This window comes from uncultured Rikenella sp., from assembly GCF_910577125.1.
GTDB lineage: Bacteria > Bacteroidota > Bacteroidia > Bacteroidales > Rikenellaceae > Rikenella.
This window is the reverse complement of the sequence record NZ_CAJTMN010000001.1, coordinates 45923-62796: the sequence shown is the minus strand read 5'-3', so window position 1 is coordinate 62796 and position 16874 is coordinate 45923. Positions and strand designations below refer to the sequence as shown.

At 56.5% G+C, this 16874-nt stretch carries 13 protein-coding genes; 7 read left to right on the top strand and 6 right to left on the bottom strand.

The annotated features are described in order from the left end of the window. Positions 1-14 precede the first annotated feature (14 nt). The 5 genes from QZ292_RS00265 to QZ292_RS00245 all read right to left on the bottom strand — a co-directional run bounded on the left by QZ292_RS00265 (position 15) and on the right by QZ292_RS00245 (position 7527). Positions 15-1997, bottom strand: coding sequence for a DUF349 domain-containing protein (locus QZ292_RS00265; RefSeq protein ID WP_294596125.1), 1983 nt, complete (start codon positions 1995-1997; stop codon positions 15-17). Positions 1998-2107: 110 nt separating this feature from the next. Further along, positions 2108-4996: an excinuclease ABC subunit UvrA gene (gene uvrA / locus QZ292_RS00260; RefSeq protein WP_294596122.1), complete on the bottom strand. Its 2889-nt coding sequence runs from the start codon at positions 4994-4996 to the stop codon at positions 2108-2110. Next, on the bottom strand, positions 4986-5927 hold the full coding sequence (locus tag QZ292_RS00255; protein WP_294596119.1) for a lytic transglycosylase domain-containing protein: 942 nt from the start codon (positions 5925-5927) through the stop codon (positions 4986-4988). Before QZ292_RS00255 ends, uvrA begins: the two co-directional genes overlap by 11 nt. Before the next feature lie 10 nt (positions 5928-5937). Beyond that, complete coding sequence (locus QZ292_RS00250; protein WP_294596116.1) at positions 5938-6717, bottom strand: sulfite exporter TauE/SafE family protein; 780 nt, start codon at positions 6715-6717, stop codon at positions 5938-5940. Positions 6718-6720: 3 nt separating this feature from the next. Further along, the gene (locus tag QZ292_RS00245; RefSeq protein ID WP_294596113.1) at positions 6721-7527 is read right to left on the bottom strand and encodes an amidohydrolase; all 807 of its coding nucleotides are present in this window, start codon (positions 7525-7527) and stop codon (positions 6721-6723) included. A gap of 143 nt (positions 7528-7670) precedes the next feature. Here QZ292_RS00245 and QZ292_RS00240 point away from each other — a divergent pair, with 143 nt between their 5' ends. The 7 genes from QZ292_RS00240 (at position 7671) to QZ292_RS00210 (ending at position 15901) form a co-directional block, all read left to right on the top strand. Then, positions 7671-8513 carry a S1-like domain-containing RNA-binding protein gene (locus QZ292_RS00240; RefSeq protein ID WP_294596108.1) on the top strand — a complete coding sequence of 281 codons (843 nt, stop codon included), beginning with the start codon at positions 7671-7673 and terminating at the stop codon, positions 8511-8513. Positions 8514-8613: 100 nt separating this feature from the next. After that, on the top strand, positions 8614-9879 hold the full coding sequence (locus QZ292_RS00235; RefSeq protein ID WP_294596106.1) for an adenylosuccinate synthase: 1266 nt from the start codon (positions 8614-8616) through the stop codon (positions 9877-9879). 94 nt (positions 9880-9973) lie between these two features. Continuing rightward, positions 9974-10699: a 4-hydroxy-tetrahydrodipicolinate reductase gene (gene dapB, locus QZ292_RS00230; RefSeq protein ID WP_294596103.1), complete on the top strand. Its 726-nt coding sequence runs from the start codon at positions 9974-9976 to the stop codon at positions 10697-10699. 15 nt (positions 10700-10714) lie between these two features. Beyond that, positions 10715-12124 (top strand): signal peptidase I, encoded by a 1410-nt coding sequence (lepB, locus tag QZ292_RS00225; RefSeq protein WP_294596100.1) that lies wholly within the window; start codon positions 10715-10717, stop codon positions 12122-12124. Between the two features lie 57 nt (positions 12125-12181). Further along, the gene (locus QZ292_RS00220; protein WP_294596097.1) at positions 12182-13066 is read left to right on the top strand and encodes an electron transfer flavoprotein subunit beta/FixA family protein; all 885 of its coding nucleotides are present in this window, start codon (positions 12182-12184) and stop codon (positions 13064-13066) included. 38 nt (positions 13067-13104) lie between these two features. Next, positions 13105-14124 (top strand): electron transfer flavoprotein subunit alpha/FixB family protein, encoded by a 1020-nt coding sequence (locus QZ292_RS00215; protein ID WP_294596094.1) that lies wholly within the window; start codon positions 13105-13107, stop codon positions 14122-14124. A gap of 22 nt (positions 14125-14146) precedes the next feature. Further along, positions 14147-15901, top strand: coding sequence for an acyl-CoA dehydrogenase family protein (locus QZ292_RS00210; RefSeq protein ID WP_294596090.1), 1755 nt, complete (start codon positions 14147-14149; stop codon positions 15899-15901). A gap of 347 nt (positions 15902-16248) precedes the next feature. Here the strand turns inward: QZ292_RS00210 and QZ292_RS00205 are convergent, their stop codons facing one another. Beyond that, a complete protein-coding gene (locus tag QZ292_RS00205; protein WP_294596086.1) occupies positions 16249-16842 on the bottom strand; it encodes a peroxiredoxin in 594 nt (197 codons plus the stop codon). Positions 16843-16874: the final 32 nt, after the last annotated feature.

The following is a 16874-nucleotide window of genomic DNA, read 5'->3' as shown; positions in this document are numbered from 1 at the left end:
AGAAATGTCGTCCATTATTCTTCCTGTCCTTTCATATCTGATTCTTCCGCAGCCGGAACCTCAGCGGGTGTCTCTTCGTCCGCCGCCGTTCCGGTCTGTTGCACCGGCCGGTCGATCAGTTTGATTTTTTCCAGCATGGTAGCGATCTGCTCCTTGGCTCGCGCGATCTTCGCCTCGACCTCTTTCATCAGCCCCTCGGCGTTCTTCGACTTGGAGAAGAAACCGATGTTGTTCTCCCACAACTGGATATCGGCTTCGATCTGCCGGATCTTCGCATAAATCCGGTCGCGTTCCTGTCCCAGTTTCCGACTTCCTTCCTCCTGAATCTTAGCTACCTTATCCCGGAAATTACGCAGGTGACGCTCCCGTTCCTCTCCCCTCAGCATGTCGAACAGTCCGTCCACGATCTTCCGATACTCGGCCTGAATCGCCTCTTTCTTCTTGATCGGCACGAACCCGATCTCCGCCCACTTTCGTTGATACTCCTTGATGGTGTCGAACGTCATGTCGGCCTTTTCCTGCAACCGGGCGCGCATCTCCTCCAGCAGAGACTGTTTCCGTGTCAGATTCTCCGCATACTGAGCATCCTGATTCCCGAAATGTTCCGCTTTGCGGGCAAAAAACCGGTCGCTGGCCGCCCGGAACCGTTTCCACACCTGTTCCGAATGTTTCCGCGACGTGGCTCCGATCTCTTTCCACTTCTTTTGCAAAGCAATCAGGGCATCGGTCGTCGCTTTCCAGTCTTCGCTCTCCTGCAACGCCTCGGCCTGAACGCAAAGATCCAACTTCGCCTGCAGGTTGTCCGCGATCTCCGACTTCATCCCCTGATAGAAAGCCCGCTTCGCCTCGAAAAAGCGGTCGCACGCAGCCCGAAAACGTTCGTAAATCTTCGTATTGTCCTTTTTCGGGGCAAATCCGATGGTTTTCCACACTTTCTGAATCTCGATCACCCGTTCCGAAGCGGCATTCCACTCCTTGTGCGACGTAAACACCCCGCCCGCCAGCTCCTCGACCTTCTCGCACAATTCGGTCTTGAGGGCCAGATTCTGTTTCTGTTCCTCCTTGATGCCTTCGAAATAGTCCTGGTGCCGTTTATTGATCTGCCGGCTGGCCTCTTTGAAACGTTCCCACAGCGGCTCCTTAAACTCCGCAGCCACCGGCCCGATCTCGCGCCACTGGTCGTGCAGTTTCTGCAACTTGTGGAACGCTTCGGTCACGCTCGGTTCGAGCATCAGCTTTTCGGCCTCTTCCGCCAGCTCCGTCTTCGCCTCGTAGTTCTTTTTGAGGTCTAAATCACGAAGCTCCTTATTGATTTTGATATAGTTATAGAAATTCTCGACGTGGTGATGATAGGTCTCCCACAGATCCTTGAGTTTCTCCTGCGGCACCAGCCCGGCCTCTTTCCACCGCTGTTGTAGCTCCCGGAAGGCGTTGAAAGTCTGTCCCAGCGTCTCGTTCCCGTTCACCAGCTCCTTGAGCTCTTCGATAATCCGCAACTTCGCCGCATAAGCCCGCTCTTTCTCCTCTTCCGCCCGGTTGACGAAGGCGTCCCGTTTTTCCCGATATCGAACCAGCAACTCTTTGAATTTCGCTTCATTTCCATTTTCTGCCGGCTTAAACGCTTCGGCCTCTCCGCCGTTCGCGATGAAATCGGCCCGCTGAGCCTCGATCGCAGTCCGACCAGCCTTATAAAAGGCAATTTTCACCGCTTCGACATCCCCTCGGAGGTTCTGCACGGGGCGTTCCTCCAGCATCTCTGCCAGCAGGGCGATCAGCTCCTCCTGCGTCTTCCCCGCATAGGGATTCGCCGCAGGCATTTCGTTTTCCGTTTCTGCGGCCCCCTCGTCGGTCGCAGTCGGCGCGGTAGTTTCCTGCGTAGTTTCGACTTCCATCTCCTCATTGGCGATTGTAGCGGCCTCTTGCGAAGTAGGCGTGTCGAATGGCTCGTTCCCGTTTTCGACCGGAACCTGAGCAGAAGATAAACCTTGACTTTCCATGTTTTCAGGTGGATTGGATTGACTATAATCTAAAATGCCCGTTTTTCCGAAGAAGTTTGCTTAAATCAAGCCGCTTCGGAAAAGCGGGCATCCCAAACGCTCCTACAAAATTAGGAAGTTTTTTTGCCATTCTCAAATTTTTTCGCCTTGGGTCGCCGGCTCTTGGCCGCTTTCGGAGCCGCCTTTTCCAGCAGCGGTTTCAGGAACCGGCCCGTATAGCTCCGGTCGCATGCCGCCACTTCGATCGGTGTTCCCTGAGCGATCAACTCGCCCCCGCCTTCGCCCCCCTCGGGCCCGATATCGATCAGGTGGTCGGCCACCTTGATCACATCTAAGTTGTGTTCGATGACGATCACCGTGTTTCCCTTGTCTGCCAGCTTGTTCAGCACGCCCAGCAGCACACGGATATCCTCGAAGTGCAGCCCGGTGGTCGGCTCGTCCAGAATATATAAGGTATTCCCCGTATCCCGCCGCGAGAGCTCCGCCGAAAGCTTGATCCGCTGGCTTTCCCCGCCGCTCAAGGTCGTGCACGGCTGCCCCAGTCTGAGGTACCCCAGCCCCACATCCTGAATCGCCTTGAGCTTCTGATGAATGGTCGGCACATGCTCGAAAAACTCGACCGCCTGGTTGACCGTCATGTTCAGCACCTCGTCGATATTCTTTCCCTTGTACTTCACCTGCAACGTCTCGCGGTTATAGCGATGCCCGTTGCACGCCTTGCAGGTCACATAAACATCCGGCAGAAAGTTCATCTCGATAGTCTGCACCCCCGCGCCTCGACACTCCTCGCACCGTCCCCCCTTGACGTTGAACGAGAACCGCCCCGCCTTATACCCCCTGATCTGCGCATCCGGCGTCGCCTCGAACAGCTTCCGAATATCGCCGAAGACATTGGAGTAGGTGGCCGGATTGCTCCGCGGACTCCGCCCGATCGGCGACTGGTCGACGATCACCAGTTTGTCGATATGCTCCAGCCCTTCGATTTTGTCGTAGGGCAGCGGCTGGTCGAACGACCGGTAGAGTTCCCGCGCAATCGCCGGCCGCAGCGTCTGGTTAATCAAGGTCGACTTTCCGCTGCCGCTCACCCCGGTGACCACGATAAATTTCCCGAGCGGAAAACACACGGTCAGATTCTTCAAATTATTGCCCCGCGCGCCGTGAATCGTCAAAAATTTGCCAGACCCCTCCCGCAAGGTCGTCGGAATCTCGATCGCCCGCCGGCCCGTCAGGTAATCGGTCGTGTAGGTCGGCGTTTTCAATACTTCATCCAGTGTCCCCACGGCGGAAATCTCCCCTCCCTTTCTTCCCGCCGCCGGGCCGACATCCACGATCCAGTCCGCCGACTCGATCATCTCCTGATCATGCTCTACCACGATCACGCTGTTCCCCGCATCGCGCAGCTGCCGCAGCGAGTTGATCAGTTTGATGTTATCCCGCTGGTGCAGCCCGATGCTCGGTTCGTCCAGAATATAGAGCACGTTGACCAGCTTCGAGCCGATCTGCGTCGCCAGCCGGATGCGCTGGCTCTCCCCGCCGCTCAGCGTCCGCGACGAGCGCGACAGCGACAGATACCCCAGTCCCACATCCATCAGGAACCGCAGCCGCTCGCGAATCTCCTTCAGAATATCCCGCGCAATGGCCTGCTGCTTCTTGGTCAACCGGGTTTCGATCCCGTCGAACCATGCAGTGAGTTCCTCGATGCTCATCGCCGAGAGCTCCGCAATGTTCTTTCCGTCGATCCTGAAGTAGAGCGAATCTTCGCGCAAACGACTGCCCCCGCAAACCGAGCACGGCCTCCGTTCCACATACTGCTCCTTCCACTTCGCCCCCCGCTCTCCCTCCTCGGCCTCCGCTTCTAAGTAGGCCATCACCCCGTCCCATGTCGTCATACAACTGTTCCGCGCCCCCGACAAAGCCGTTACCCGCAACGGCGTGGCATCCCCGTAGAGCAAGGCATTCATCGCTTCTTCGTCCAGCTCGTCGAGCGGCGTGTCGAACGTAAAGTCGTACCGCGCCGCCAAGGAGCTCATCTTGTTGAAAATCGAGTTGGCTTTCGGCTTCCCGAGCGGCTGAATCCCCCCCCGGTTAATCGACTTGCTTCCGTCCGGAATAATGCGCGAGATGTCGAACACCGTCTCCTCGCCCAGCCCGTTGCAGTGCGGACAAGCCCCCTGCGGCGAATTGAACGAAAAGGTGTGCGGCGCCGGCTCGTTGTATGAAATCCCCGTCGTCGGACACATCAAATTCCGGCTATAGAATCTGGCCTCGCCCGTCTCGTAGTCGGCTACCATCATCGTCCCTTTCCCCTGCCGCATCGCCTCTTCGAGACTCTTCCTGATCCGCGCCTCGGCTCCCGCTTCCGCCACCATCCGGTCGATCACCAGTTCGATGTGGTGAATCTTGTACCGGTCCAGCTGCATCCCCCCGTGCAATTCGACGATTTCGCCATCCACTCTGGCATACAGGTAACCCTTCTTGATCATCGAAGCGAACAGCTCGCGATAGTGCCCCTTCCGCCCCTTGACCACCGGTGCGAGCAGTGCGATCCGCTTCCCGCCGAACCGCTCGATGATTAGTTCGGTAATCTGCTGGTCGCTGTAGTGCACCATCTCCTCGCCCGTCGCCTTGGAGTAGGCCACCGAAGCCCTGGCGAACAGGAGGCGCATGAAGTCGTTGATCTCGGTCACCGTCCCCACTGTCGACCGCGGATTGCGCCCCGTGGTCTTCTGTTCGATCGCGATCACCGGACTGAGCCCCGTAATCTTATCCACGTCCGGCCGTTCGAGCGTCCCGAAAAACTGCCGCGCATAGGCGCTCAATGTCTCGAGATACCTGCGCTGCCCTTCGGCATAGATGGTGTCGAACGCCAGCGACGACTTCCCCGACCCCGACAGACCGGTAATCACCGTGAACTTGTCGCGCGGAATCACTACGTCCACGTTCTTCAGGTTATGCACCCGCGCCCCTTCGACGATAATCTGATCGTGTTTATTTCCCATGTTCTCTGAACCCTTCCGTCGGAATCATGACCTCGTAGGTCGTTCCCGCCTTGTTGGCATATTCGTAGCTCCGGATCCACGGATTGAGTATCCGCAACACCTTGTAGTTGGTTTCATACTTGGCCGCCACCGCCGACCAGTCGATGTTCTGCCCTCCGACCTTCACCCGCCGGTAGTTCTCGAAGGCCGGCAGATAGTCTTTCCGCCGCAGCTGGAAGCCGTACTTCTGCGGATTCTCGACCACCAGCTTGCAGGAGAGGATCCGGTAGACATACCGCATCGTCTCCTCCGGCAGAAAGAGGTCGTAGTAGGACTTCACCCCCTGGATCGCTATCCGTTTGCTGACCCCCGCCAGCCCGGCATTGTACGAAGCGGCCGCCATCGTCCAGCTCCCGTACCGTTTGTAAGCGTCGCGCAGGTATTTGCACGCCGCTTCGGTCGATTGCTCGACGTGGAACCGCAGATCGACATTGTCGCCCGTCTCGACCCCGTAATCCTTGGCCGCCGACTTCATCAGCTGCCACAGCCCCGAAGCGCCGACCGGCGAGACGGTGTTCGGATCCAGATTGCTCTCCGCCATGCAGAGGTATTTGAAGTCCTCCGGAATGCCGTACTTCTTCATGATCGGCTCGATGACCGGAAAGTAGCGGGTCGTCATCCGCAGCGTGCGGAGCGTCCGCGACTGCATGAACATCGTCACGGTAATCTCCCGCTCCAGCGCCTCGCGCACCTCGGCATATTCGAGCGGAACCCGTTCGCCCGCGAAAGTCAGTCCGCGCGGCAAGTCCGGTACGAATATCGGCGAGGCCTCGCCCGGCACTTCGGACACCGCCGCCGGAGCCGGCCGTCCTCCCTTCCCCTGCTGGGCGCAAGCCGTCGTCACACTGCCTGCCGAAAGAGCGGCGGCAAACAGAATCGCGATTTTTCTCATTCCGATCGATCTACAATATGTTATCCAACGCATTTTTGATACTGATTATTTTAAACAAATCCAATACGGTCAGGACGATGAACACGATCAGCATCCACCGCAAAAACTGTGTGTTGATCCGTGTCGCATAGCGCGAGGCTACATACGCCCCGATCACATTCCCGATCGAGTGCACCAGACCGTACCCGTAAGCGATCTGGCCGTGGTACATGAAGACGGCCAGCGAAAACGGGATATAGAGCATCACGATGAAACTCTTCAGCGCATTGGCCGTGATCACGTCATAGCCCATCCCCATGATGGTCAGCCCGAGAATCACGTAGCCCATCCCGATCTGGAACGCACCGCCGTAGAGGCCCACCAGAAAGAACCACAGGCAGTCCAGCTTCCGCACCTCCCTCGCCGGTTTGCCGTTGCCTTTGAATATCCGGTTCGGACTGAATATCAATAATGTCAGAAGCAGAATAAGGATCGTCGCCAGCAGGATGACGAAGATCGACGGATCGACCGACGCGGCAAACTCGGCTCCCGCCAGCGCCCCCAAAGCGGTCGGAATCCCCAGTTTCAGCCCCACGGAGTAGTCCAACAGGTGCTGTTTCCGGAAATTGACCGCCGCAGCCGAAGCCTGAAACAAGACCGGCAGTCGGTTCGTCCCGTTGGCGATCTCGATCGGAAGCCCCAGCGCCGTGTAGACCGAAATCGACACCGCCGCAGCCGCCCCGGCAAAGGTGTTGACCACGCCGACGAAGATGCCCGAACAGATCAGCAGGATGACAATCGACACACTCATCGGCTACTCCTCGCCCCATGTGAAGTCATCGGCATCCAGGTGGGCCGGGAAACGCTGACGGAACCCCTCCAGCTCATCGAGCGACAAGGTGGCATGGATCATCTCCTCCTGCCCCGGCACCGCCTCGGCCAGCGGCTGCCCCAGAAAGTCGAGCACCACCGAATCGCCCGAATAGCTGTTCCCCGGATCCGTCCCGCACCGGTTGCAGCCCACCACATAGGCCTGATTTTCGATCGCTCGCGCCCGCAGCAGCGTGCTCCACGCATACCGTCTCGCCTCCGGCCAGCTGGCCACATAAAGCAACAGGTCGTAATCCTTTCGATTCCGCGAAAAGACCGGGAAGCGCAAATCGTAACAGATCATCGGACAGATCCGGAACCCTTTGTAATGGACGATCAGCCGCCGCTCGCTCCCCTCGGCGTAATGCTCGTGTTCGCCCCCCATCCGGAACAGGTGCCGCTTGTTGTAGGTCAGCCACACGCCGTCCGGAGCGACGAAAAACAGCCGGTTGAAATAGCCCGTCTCCGCCTCCGTCCGCCGGATGTGGTCGCGAATCGCCACGCTCGTAATAATCGCTTTTCCCGTCCGCATCGCCAGTCCGCGCAAAAACGAGACCACCTCGCCGTCCATCTCCTGAGCGATCCGCTCCGGCTCCATGCTGAACCCCGTGGCGAACATCTCCGGCAGGACGATCAAATCCGCATCGCCCGCCTCCCGGTCGACCCATTCGGTCACCCGCCGGCAATTTTCCGATGGCGCCTCCCACTGGGTATCCATCTGAAAAACAGCTAATTTCAATAATTTATCCATATCTGTATCCCCTGATTCCGCGAATCCTGCAAAGTTACGTTTCCGCCGGCTTTCCTGCAACGAAAGTCGGCGGATAATTCGGCACCCCGGTCGAACTATCGCGGAAAATTCTATCTTTGTAGCCACCAAAAGCGGGAACGAAATTGATACGAGTTGCGAATTACAATCGGCTGACCATTGCGCGCGAGACCGACAACGGGCTTTATCTGACGGACGAAGAGGGACACGAGGTGCTGCTCCCCAAACGGTACATGCCGGAGAGCTATGCCATAGGCGATCCGATGGAGGTCTTCGTTTACACCGATTCGGAAGACCGTCCGGTAGCGACGACCGAACAGCCTAAAATCGTCGAGGGCGGCATTGCGGCCTTGCAGGCCGTGGGATTCAACTACCACGGCACGTTCGTCGACTGGGGCCTGCCCAAAGACCTCTTCGTGCCGAAACGCAACCAGCAGGCGCCGATGATGGTCGGTGAGTGGTATGCCGTGGCGCTCTATGTGGACAACGTGACGGGACGACCGGTGGGGACAACGAAGCTCGGGAAACGGGTCAATAACGACGAGATTACCGTGCGGCCGAAGGAGGAGGTCGACATTCTGATCGCCGTGCGGAAACCGAAAGGATACCGGGTGGTCATCAACGACCGCCACTGGGGGATGCTCTACGACAACCAGATCTTCACCGACGTGAAACTCGGCATGCGGATGAAGGGCTACGTGCGGAAGATCGCGGAAGACCATCGTATCGACATCTCGCTGCAGCAGGAGGGCTTCAACCAGGTCAAGATCGCCGCCGATGCCATCCTGAAAATGCTCGACGAAGCGGACGGGATCCTCTCCGTGGGTGACAAATCCGACCCCGAAGAGGTGCGGCTGACGACCGGAATGAGCAAAAAGATATTCAAACGGGCCGTCGGTTATTTGAAGAGCCACGGCGTGGTCGAGATCGGCGACCGGACGGTCGAGCGAATCGAACGCAAAAAATAATCGACCGCCGACCTGTTCGAAAAAGACGAGGATTTTTGTACTTTTGCAGGTCGGGCTTTTCAGCCGACCCGAATAATTTATCATACGAAAACATCTCTGCATGAAAGTCGATGTAGTTCTCGGCCTGCAATGGGGCGACGAAGGAAAAGGAAAAGTCGTCGATGTACTCACGCCCGATTACGGCGTAATCGCCCGTTTCCAGGGGGGGCCGAATGCCGGACACTCCCTGCATTTCGGCGACAAGGTACACGTATTGCGGTCGATACCGTCCGGCATTTTTCGTGAAAACGCCGTCAATATCATCGGAAACGGCGTGGTGCTCGATCCGGTGACCTTCGCTCAGGAGACGGGCGAACTGGAACAGATGGGGGTGGATGTCAAGGCGAAAATACGGATTGCAAAAAAAGCACACCTCATTTTACCGACTCATCGGATGCTCGACGCCGCCAGCGAAGCGGCGAAGGGAAAGGCCAAGATCGGTTCCACGCTCAAAGGAATCGGGCCGACCTATATGGACAAGACCGGCCGGAACGGGCTGCGGGTGGGGGACATCCTCTCGCCGTCGTTCATGGAGCGGTACGAGCGGCTCAAACAGAAACACATCGCCATGCTCGCACAGTTCGAAGGCTTCACGTACGACATTGCGGAATACGAGGCCCAGTGGTTCGCCGGCATCGAGACCTTGCGGCAGTTCACCATCATCGAGGCGGAACACGAGATGAACCGACTGCTGAGCAACGGACAGGCCGTTTTGGCGGAAGGGGCGCAGGGATCGCTGCTCGATGTCGATTACGGGACTTACCCGTTCGTAACCTCTTCCAATACGGTGTGTGCCGGGGCTTGCATCGGTCTGGGAGTGGCGCCGAATAAAATCGGCGAGGTCTTCGGGATTTTCAAGGCGTATTGCACCAGAGTCGGGAGCGGGCCGTTTCCGACGGAGCTGTTCGACCAGACCGGCAAGGATTTGCAGCAGATCGGGCATGAGTTCGGCGCGGTGACAGGCCGTGAGCGGAGATGCGGATGGCTCGATATGGTAGCCTTGAAGTACAGCGCGATGATCAACGGGGTGACACAGCTCATCATGATGAAATCGGACGTGCTGAACACTTTCCCGACCATTAAGGTGGCAGTGGCGTATGAGATCGGCGGACGGCGGGTGACGGAGTTTCCGTACGAAACCAATGAAGAGATCACACCGATATATAAGGAGTTCGAAGGGTGGAACTGCGACATCAACGGAATTCGTCGCTATGAGGAGTTTCCGCGGCAGTTCAAGGAGTATGTCGAGTTCATCGAACGGGAGACGGGCGTGCCGGTGAAGATTATCTCCGTCGGGCCGGATCGCGACGAGACGATTGTCCGGTGATACATCAGTAACCTCCCCTCATTTCAAACCGAAAAAGCGAAAAACAAAACCTGATTTTGTTTTTCGCTTTTTATGTATTACTTTCAACCCTGATATGAAAATCGCACTGATAGGCTACGGCAAAATGGGGCACGAGATCGAACGGATCCTGCTCTCGCGGGGACACGAAATCCCGCTGATAATCGACATGAACAACACGGATCAGCTCACGGCAGAGCATCTGGCGGCATGCGACGTGGTGATCGAATTCACGACGCCGGGGACGGCATACGGAAATATCATGACCTGCCTTGAGAGCGGGATACCGGTGGTGTGCGGAACCACAGCCTGGCTGGATCGCTTGCCGGAGGTGACCGCGTTGTGCGAACAGAAACAGGGCGCGTTTTTCTACGCCTCGAACTACAGCATCGGCGTCAATCTCTTTTTCGCCATCAACAGGAAGCTGGCCGAGATGATGAACCGTTTTCCGGAGTACGACGTCACTTTGAACGAGGTGCATCATGTGCAGAAAAAAGATGCGCCGAGCGGGACGGCAGTGACTCTGGCCGAGGATATACTGGCCGGAATCGACCGGAAAACCACATGGCACCTGGGAACGACCACTACGCCGGACGAGTTGGAAGTCACGGCACAGCGGCGGGCGATGGTGCCGGGGATTCACACCGTGGTTTGGGAATCGGACGCCGATATCATCACCATCGACCACAATGCCAAGAACCGCAGCGGATTTGCGATGGGAGCGGTTCTGGCGGCAGAGTTTCTGGCCGATAAACGCGGAACGGGACAGGTCTACGGGATGAAAGACCTGCTGGGATTCTAACCGAAACGACACGACATGAAAAAAGCTATCGAAAAGTTGCGGGCCATCTGGGGAAACAAGTGGGTGAAATTTTCGGTCGTCAGCCTGATTTACGTGCTGTGGTTCATGGTCTGGACACGGAACCTGTGGTGGCTGCTCGGTGTGGCGGTCATTTACGACCTCTATATCACCCGGTTTATCGACCGCATTTGGCTCAACCGCTATCGGGCTTACAAAGAGGGACATAAAGGATTCCGGCGCGTGATGGAGTGGGTCGAAGCTTTGCTTTTCGCCGTGATCGTCGTCGTACCATTGAAGACCTATTTCTTCGGGATGTACGTCATTCCGTCGTCGTCGATGGAGCAGACCTTGCTGGTCGGAGACTATATTTTCGTGGACAAGACCTGCTACGGGCCGAAAATGCCCAATACCCCGATCTCGTTTCCGTTCGTGCAGAACACCCTGCCGCTGACAAAGACCACTCCGTCGTATGTCGATTGGATTCAGTGGCCGTACAAGCGTCTGGCAGGACGAGGTGTTGTGAAACGCGACGACGTGGTGGTCTTCAACTTTCCGGAAGGAGATACGGTGGCTTTGGGGACGATTACGATGGAGGACGAGTATGGACGATCGATGGAGAGCGATGTATCGACCACGAGTTATTACGATTTGGTGCGGATGTTGGGGCGCGAACAGGTTTACAACGAGCTGGAGGTACGTTATCGGCCGGTGGACAAGCGGGAGAATTACATCAAGCGGTGTGTGGCATTGGCGGGAGACACGGTGCAGGTGATCGACGGCGACGTCTACATCAACGGCAAGGCGCAGCGGTCGATACCGGGCGTGCAACATCTTTATATGGTGCATGTTACGGCTCCGATCGGGACGAAGATTTTCGAACGGCTCGGAATCGACCGCGAGGAGATCGGCTACCAGGCGGAGGCGGGGAGATATACTTTGCCGCTGACTGCCGAAGGGGTCGAAGTATTGAAAGGTCTGCCGGAAGTGACGGACGTCATCCGTTTCGTCAACCGAATACCGAACGAGGCGATCTTTCCACACGAAACGGATCGATATCCGTGGACGGAAGACTTGTTCGGGCCACTGTGGGTGCCGCAGGCGGGGGTAACGGTTCCGCTGACGATCGATAATCTGCCGCTTTACGAACGGATTATCCGGAACTACGAGGGGAATGAATTGGTGGTCGACGAGGCGGATAGTCTGATTTACATAAACGGCTCTCCAGTAAAAGATTATACCTTTCAGATGGATTATTACTTCATGATGGGCGACAACCGACACAACTCCGCAGACTCACGATTCTGGGGCTTCGTTCCGGCCGACCATGTGGAAGGTAAAGCCTCGTTCGTCTGGCTCTCGATCACGCCCGGAAAGAACATCTTCACCGGGTTGCGTTGGGGCAGGATGTTTAACCGAATTCGATAATATTTCTCCCAAAGCGGAAGTAAAACACGAAATAAACAAATCCAAATCTTTCATTTTATGAATGATACCCTAAAAATAGTCGTACTCGCCAAACAGGTTCCCGACACGCGGAACGTAGGCAAGGATGCCATGAAAGCCGACGGTACGGTGAACCGGGCGGCACTGGCAGCCATCTTCAACCCTGAAGATTTGAACGCATTGGAACTGGCCTTGCGCATCAAGGATCAGCACCCGAAATCGACCGTTACGGTTTTGACCATGGGGCCGTTCCGCGCTGCGGAGGTGATACGGGAGGCCATGTTCCGCGGAGCGGACGGCGGCGTGTTGCTCACCGACCGGAAATTTGCCGGAGCGGATACGTTGGCGACCAGTTACACGCTCTCGTGCGCCATCCGGAAGATGAATCCGGATTTGATCATCGCCGGACGGCAGGCTATCGACGGCGACACGGCGCAGGTGGGACCGCAGGTAGCCGAGAAACTGGGACTGCCGCAGGTGACCTATGCCGAAGCGGTGGACAAAATCGACCTGCAAGCAGGCGAGATCACCATCCGCCGGCGCTTGGAGTGCGGCGTGGAGACCGTGACCATGAAGCTGCCGGGGGTAGTGACCGTCAATGCCAGCGCGCCGGAGTGTCGACCCCGGAACGCCAAGATGGTGATGAAATACAAACATGCCCGGACGGTGAGCGAAGTGCAGGAACAACAGGAAGATTACTACATGGCTTTGCACAAGGAGCGGTGCTATCTCTGCATTCCGGAATGGGGTGCGAATGATGTGAACGCCGAACCGGAATCGCTCGGGCTGAGCGGCTCGCCGACCAAAGTCAAGACGATCGAAAACATTGTCTTCCAGGCCAAAGAGGCGAAACACCTGACCGGAAGCGATACCGATATCGAAGGGTTAATCAAAGAGCTGATCGCTTCGCACACAATCGGTTAATCCAGCTTACCTAAATCAAATCACCAACTGAAATTCTCATGAACAATATATTCGTTTACTGCGAGATTGAAGACGGCAAAGTCGCCGACGTTTCGCTGGAACTCTTGACCAAGGCACGGGCTTTGGCAAAGACATTGGGATGCCGGGTCGAAGCATTGGCCATCGGACACAACCTGACCGGTATTGAAAAACAGCTGGCACAATACGGAGCGGAGATCGTACACGTCGCCGACGGTGCGGAACTGGCACCGTTCCGAACGCTGCCCCATGCGGCGATTATCTGCGGGGTGTTTAAGGAAGAGCAACCTCAGATCGCTTTGTTCGGCGCGACCTGCACGGGACGGGATTTGGCACCGCGCGTATCGTCGGCGCTGCACAGCGGTCTGACGGCAGACTGTACCTCGCTGGAGATCGGCGACCACAGCGAAGCCAGGACGGGAAAAGAATATAAGAACTTGCTTTACCAGATTCGGCCGGCTTTCGGCGGGAACATCATCGCCACGATTATCAACCCGGATCACCGTCCGCAGATGGCGACCGTACGCGAAGGGGTAATGAAAATGGAGCCGGTGGCCGATCCGAAACCGGCGGAAGTCAAGACGATCGACTACAAGAAGTTCCTGAGCGACGGGGATTTCGCAGTCAAGATCATTGCCCGCGAGATGGAAGAGCGGAAGATCGACATCAAGGGTGCTCCGATTATCGTGGCCGGAGGCTACGGGATGGGGTCGAAGGAGGGATTCGATCTGCTGTATCAGCTGGCAGAGGTATTGGGGGCTGAAGTCGGGGCATCGCGCGCTGCGGTGGACGCCGGGTTCACGGAACACGAACGCCAGATCGGGCAGACGGGGGTGACGGTGCGGCCGAAACTCTACATCGCCTGCGGAATTTCGGGCCAGATTCAACACACGGCCGGGATGGACGGCAGTTCAATGGTCATCTCGATCAACACCGATCCGGAGGCGCCGATCAACAAAATCGCCGACTACGCGATTATCGGGGACGTCACTACGGTGATTCCGAAAATGATCAAATACTATAAACAGAACAGCAAGTAATCCTTTTTGACTCATACAGGACATGGCTAACTTTTTCTTAGATAACAAAGACATACAGTTTCATCTGGATCACCCCCTGATGAAAAAGATCGTGGAGCTCAAAGAACAGGGCTTCCGGGATAAAGAGACCTATGATTATGCGCCGGTAGACTTCGAGGACGCGATCGACAGCTATCGGAAAGTGCTGGAAATTGTGGGGGATGTGGCTGCGAACACGATTGCCGTGAATGCCGACTCGGTGGACAAGGAGGGGCCGCGGGTGGAAAACGATCGGGTGATCTATGCGCGCGGGACGCAGGAAAACCACGATATGCTGACCCAGGCGGGAGTTTACGGAATTTCGCTGCCCAGACGGTTCGGGGGACTGAATTTCCCGCTCGTACCGTACGTGATGACCTGCGAGCTGGTGAGCCGGGCCGATGCCGGATTCGGCAATATCTGGGGGTTGCAGGACTGCGCCGAAACCTTGCATGAGTTTGCGAGCGAAGAGATCAACGCGGAATTTTTGCCGCAGATCAACAAGGGGGCGACGGCGGCGATGGACCTCACCGAGCCGGATGCCGGTTCGGATTTGCAAGCCGTGATGCTCAAGGCGACGCCCAATCCGGACAAGCCGGGCGAGTGGCTCTTGAACGGCGTGAAACGTTTCATTACCAATGGTGACGGAGATATCTCGCTGGTGCTGGCGCGGAGCGAAGAGGGGACGACCGATGCACGGGGGTTGTCGCTGTTCGTGTATGACAAGAAGCATATGGCGGTCAAGGTGCGACGGATCGAACACAAGCTGGGGATTATCGGCTCACCGACCTGCGAGCTGGTCTTCACCAATGCGCCGGCCAAGCTGGTGGGGGATCGGAAGATGGGGCTCATCAAATATGTGATGGCCTTGATGAACTCGGCCCGGCTCGGTATCGGGGCTCAGTCGGTGGGGATTATGGAGGCGGCGTACCGCGAGGCATTGAAGTATGCCAACGAGCGGGAACAGTTCGGTAAACCGATTATTCAGTTCCCGGCGGTTTACGAGCTGCTGACCAACATGAAAGCGCGTTTGCAGGCCTCCCGGGCATTGCTGTACGAGACGGCACGGTTCGTAGATGTCTATAAGAACTATTTCCACATCGAAAAAGAACGAAAACTGACGCCGGAGGAACGGACGGAGATGAAGCAATATCAGAAGCTGGCGGATGCTTATACGCCGCTCCTAAAGCTCTTCTCGTCGGAATACAGCAACAGCGTGGCTTACGACGCCTTGCAGATTCACGGCGGTTCGGGATTCATGAAAGACTACGCCATCGAACGGATCTATCGTGACGCCAGGATTACGACGATTTATGAAGGGACATCGCAATTGCAGGTGGTGGCGGCGATTCGTGGGGTGACGACAGGCGTGCTGCTCGCGCAGATGCAAGGGTATGAGGCGATCAAACCGGTGTCGGAACTCGACGGACAATATCGGACGCTGGTGACGATGCGCGAACAGTATGAGGCGGCTGTGAAAGCTGTTCACGAGGCTTCGACGAAAGAGGGGAACGATGCCGATCTGCTCGATTTCCATGCGCGCCGTTTAGTCGAAATGGGAGGCTATATCATTATGGGACACCTCCTGCTGCAACAGGCCAGCCATCCGGAAGTAGGGGAGGGGTATCGCATCTCCGCCATCGCTTTCATTAAGGAGGGACAGGCCAAGTGCAATGCCCATCTGAGCTACATCCGGGAGTTCGAACCGGACAGCCTGGGATATTTCAAAATGGTGTTGGACGAAACGATCGAAGCTTAATTAACCGTACTGTTTTTTGCATGCCCGTTCTTTAGCTACGTGCGGGTACCGTACTTTCTGTGAACAGAAAGTACCAAAGAAACTTTCGAAAGTGCTTCGCACTTTAAAGCCATCCGGGTGACAAGGTCTCATCATCTTGTTCTTCGGGCCAAGAAAAAAGGGCGCGCTAAGGTTTTTGATAGCCTCAAGCGCGCCCTTTTCCGTGGCCCGAAAAATCAAAAGTTCAGATACTGTACCGAAATAGAGTTAGGATGCGCAAGCATCCTCGGAAGTCTTTCTGGTTCTCTTTCTTCAGAAAGAGAACAGTACCATCCAGCACAAAGAATGGTTACAGAAAAACGGTACAGTTACTTAATTCCCTTGTCTCCCTTGTGCCAGTCGATCGGGCACGCCTCGCCGTACTCCTCGAAATGTTGCAGCGCGTCGATCATCCGCAACGTCTCGTCGATGCTCCGGCTCAACGGCAGGTCGTTGACCACCTGATGCCGCACGATTCCGGCCTTGTCGATCAGAAAACTGCCCCGATAGGCCATCGCCGGCCCTTCGAACGACACTTCTCCTTCCGCATTGTAGAGATAATCGCCCGCCAGCACATCGTAAAGCTGCATGATCGTCTTGGCCGAATCGGCCACCAGCGGATACTTCACCCCTTCGATTCCCCCCTGTTTCACCGGAATCGAGAGCCATTTCTGATGGACGAACTGCGAATCGCCCGAACATCCCACCACTGCGACGTTACGTTCGTCGAACTCTGCCATCCGCTCCTGAAAAGCGAGGATCTCGGTGGGACACACCGCCGAGAAGTCCGCCGGGTAAAAAAAGAAGAGGACGTACTTTTTATCCGCGTACGTTTCCAACGAAAAATCCGGAATGATTTCACTTCCGTTGACCACCGCCGTAGCCCGGAATAACGGAGCTTTTCTACCAACTAATACTGACATGATTTCAAGAATTTAAGTATGTAGCCGATAAG

Excerpts from the sequence above, each read along its gene's own strand:
- QZ292_RS00265 (WP_294596125.1), bottom strand. The coding sequence starts at position 1,997 with ATGGAAAGTCAAGGTTTATCTTCTGCTCAGGTTCCGGTCGAAAACGGG.
- uvrA (WP_294596122.1), bottom strand. The coding sequence starts at position 4,996 with ATGGGAAATAAACACGATCAGATTATCGTCGAAGGGGCGCGGGTGCAT.
- QZ292_RS00255 (WP_294596119.1), bottom strand. The coding sequence starts at position 5,927 with ATGAGAAAAATCGCGATTCTGTTTGCCGCCGCTCTTTCGGCAGGCAGT.
- QZ292_RS00250 (WP_294596116.1), bottom strand. The coding sequence starts at position 6,717 with ATGAGTGTGTCGATTGTCATCCTGCTGATCTGTTCGGGCATCTTCGTC.
- QZ292_RS00245 (WP_294596113.1), bottom strand. The coding sequence starts at position 7,527 with ATGGATAAATTATTGAAATTAGCTGTTTTTCAGATGGATACCCAGTGG.
- QZ292_RS00235 (WP_294596106.1), top strand. The coding sequence starts at position 8,614 with ATGAAAGTCGATGTAGTTCTCGGCCTGCAATGGGGCGACGAAGGAAAA.
- dapB (WP_294596103.1), top strand. The coding sequence starts at position 9,974 with ATGAAAATCGCACTGATAGGCTACGGCAAAATGGGGCACGAGATCGAA.
- lepB (WP_294596100.1), top strand. The coding sequence starts at position 10,715 with ATGAAAAAAGCTATCGAAAAGTTGCGGGCCATCTGGGGAAACAAGTGG.
- QZ292_RS00220 (WP_294596097.1), top strand. The coding sequence starts at position 12,182 with ATGAATGATACCCTAAAAATAGTCGTACTCGCCAAACAGGTTCCCGAC.
- QZ292_RS00215 (WP_294596094.1), top strand. The coding sequence starts at position 13,105 with ATGAACAATATATTCGTTTACTGCGAGATTGAAGACGGCAAAGTCGCC.
- QZ292_RS00210 (WP_294596090.1), top strand. The coding sequence starts at position 14,147 with ATGGCTAACTTTTTCTTAGATAACAAAGACATACAGTTTCATCTGGAT.
- QZ292_RS00205 (WP_294596086.1), bottom strand. The coding sequence starts at position 16,842 with ATGTCAGTATTAGTTGGTAGAAAAGCTCCGTTATTCCGGGCTACGGCG.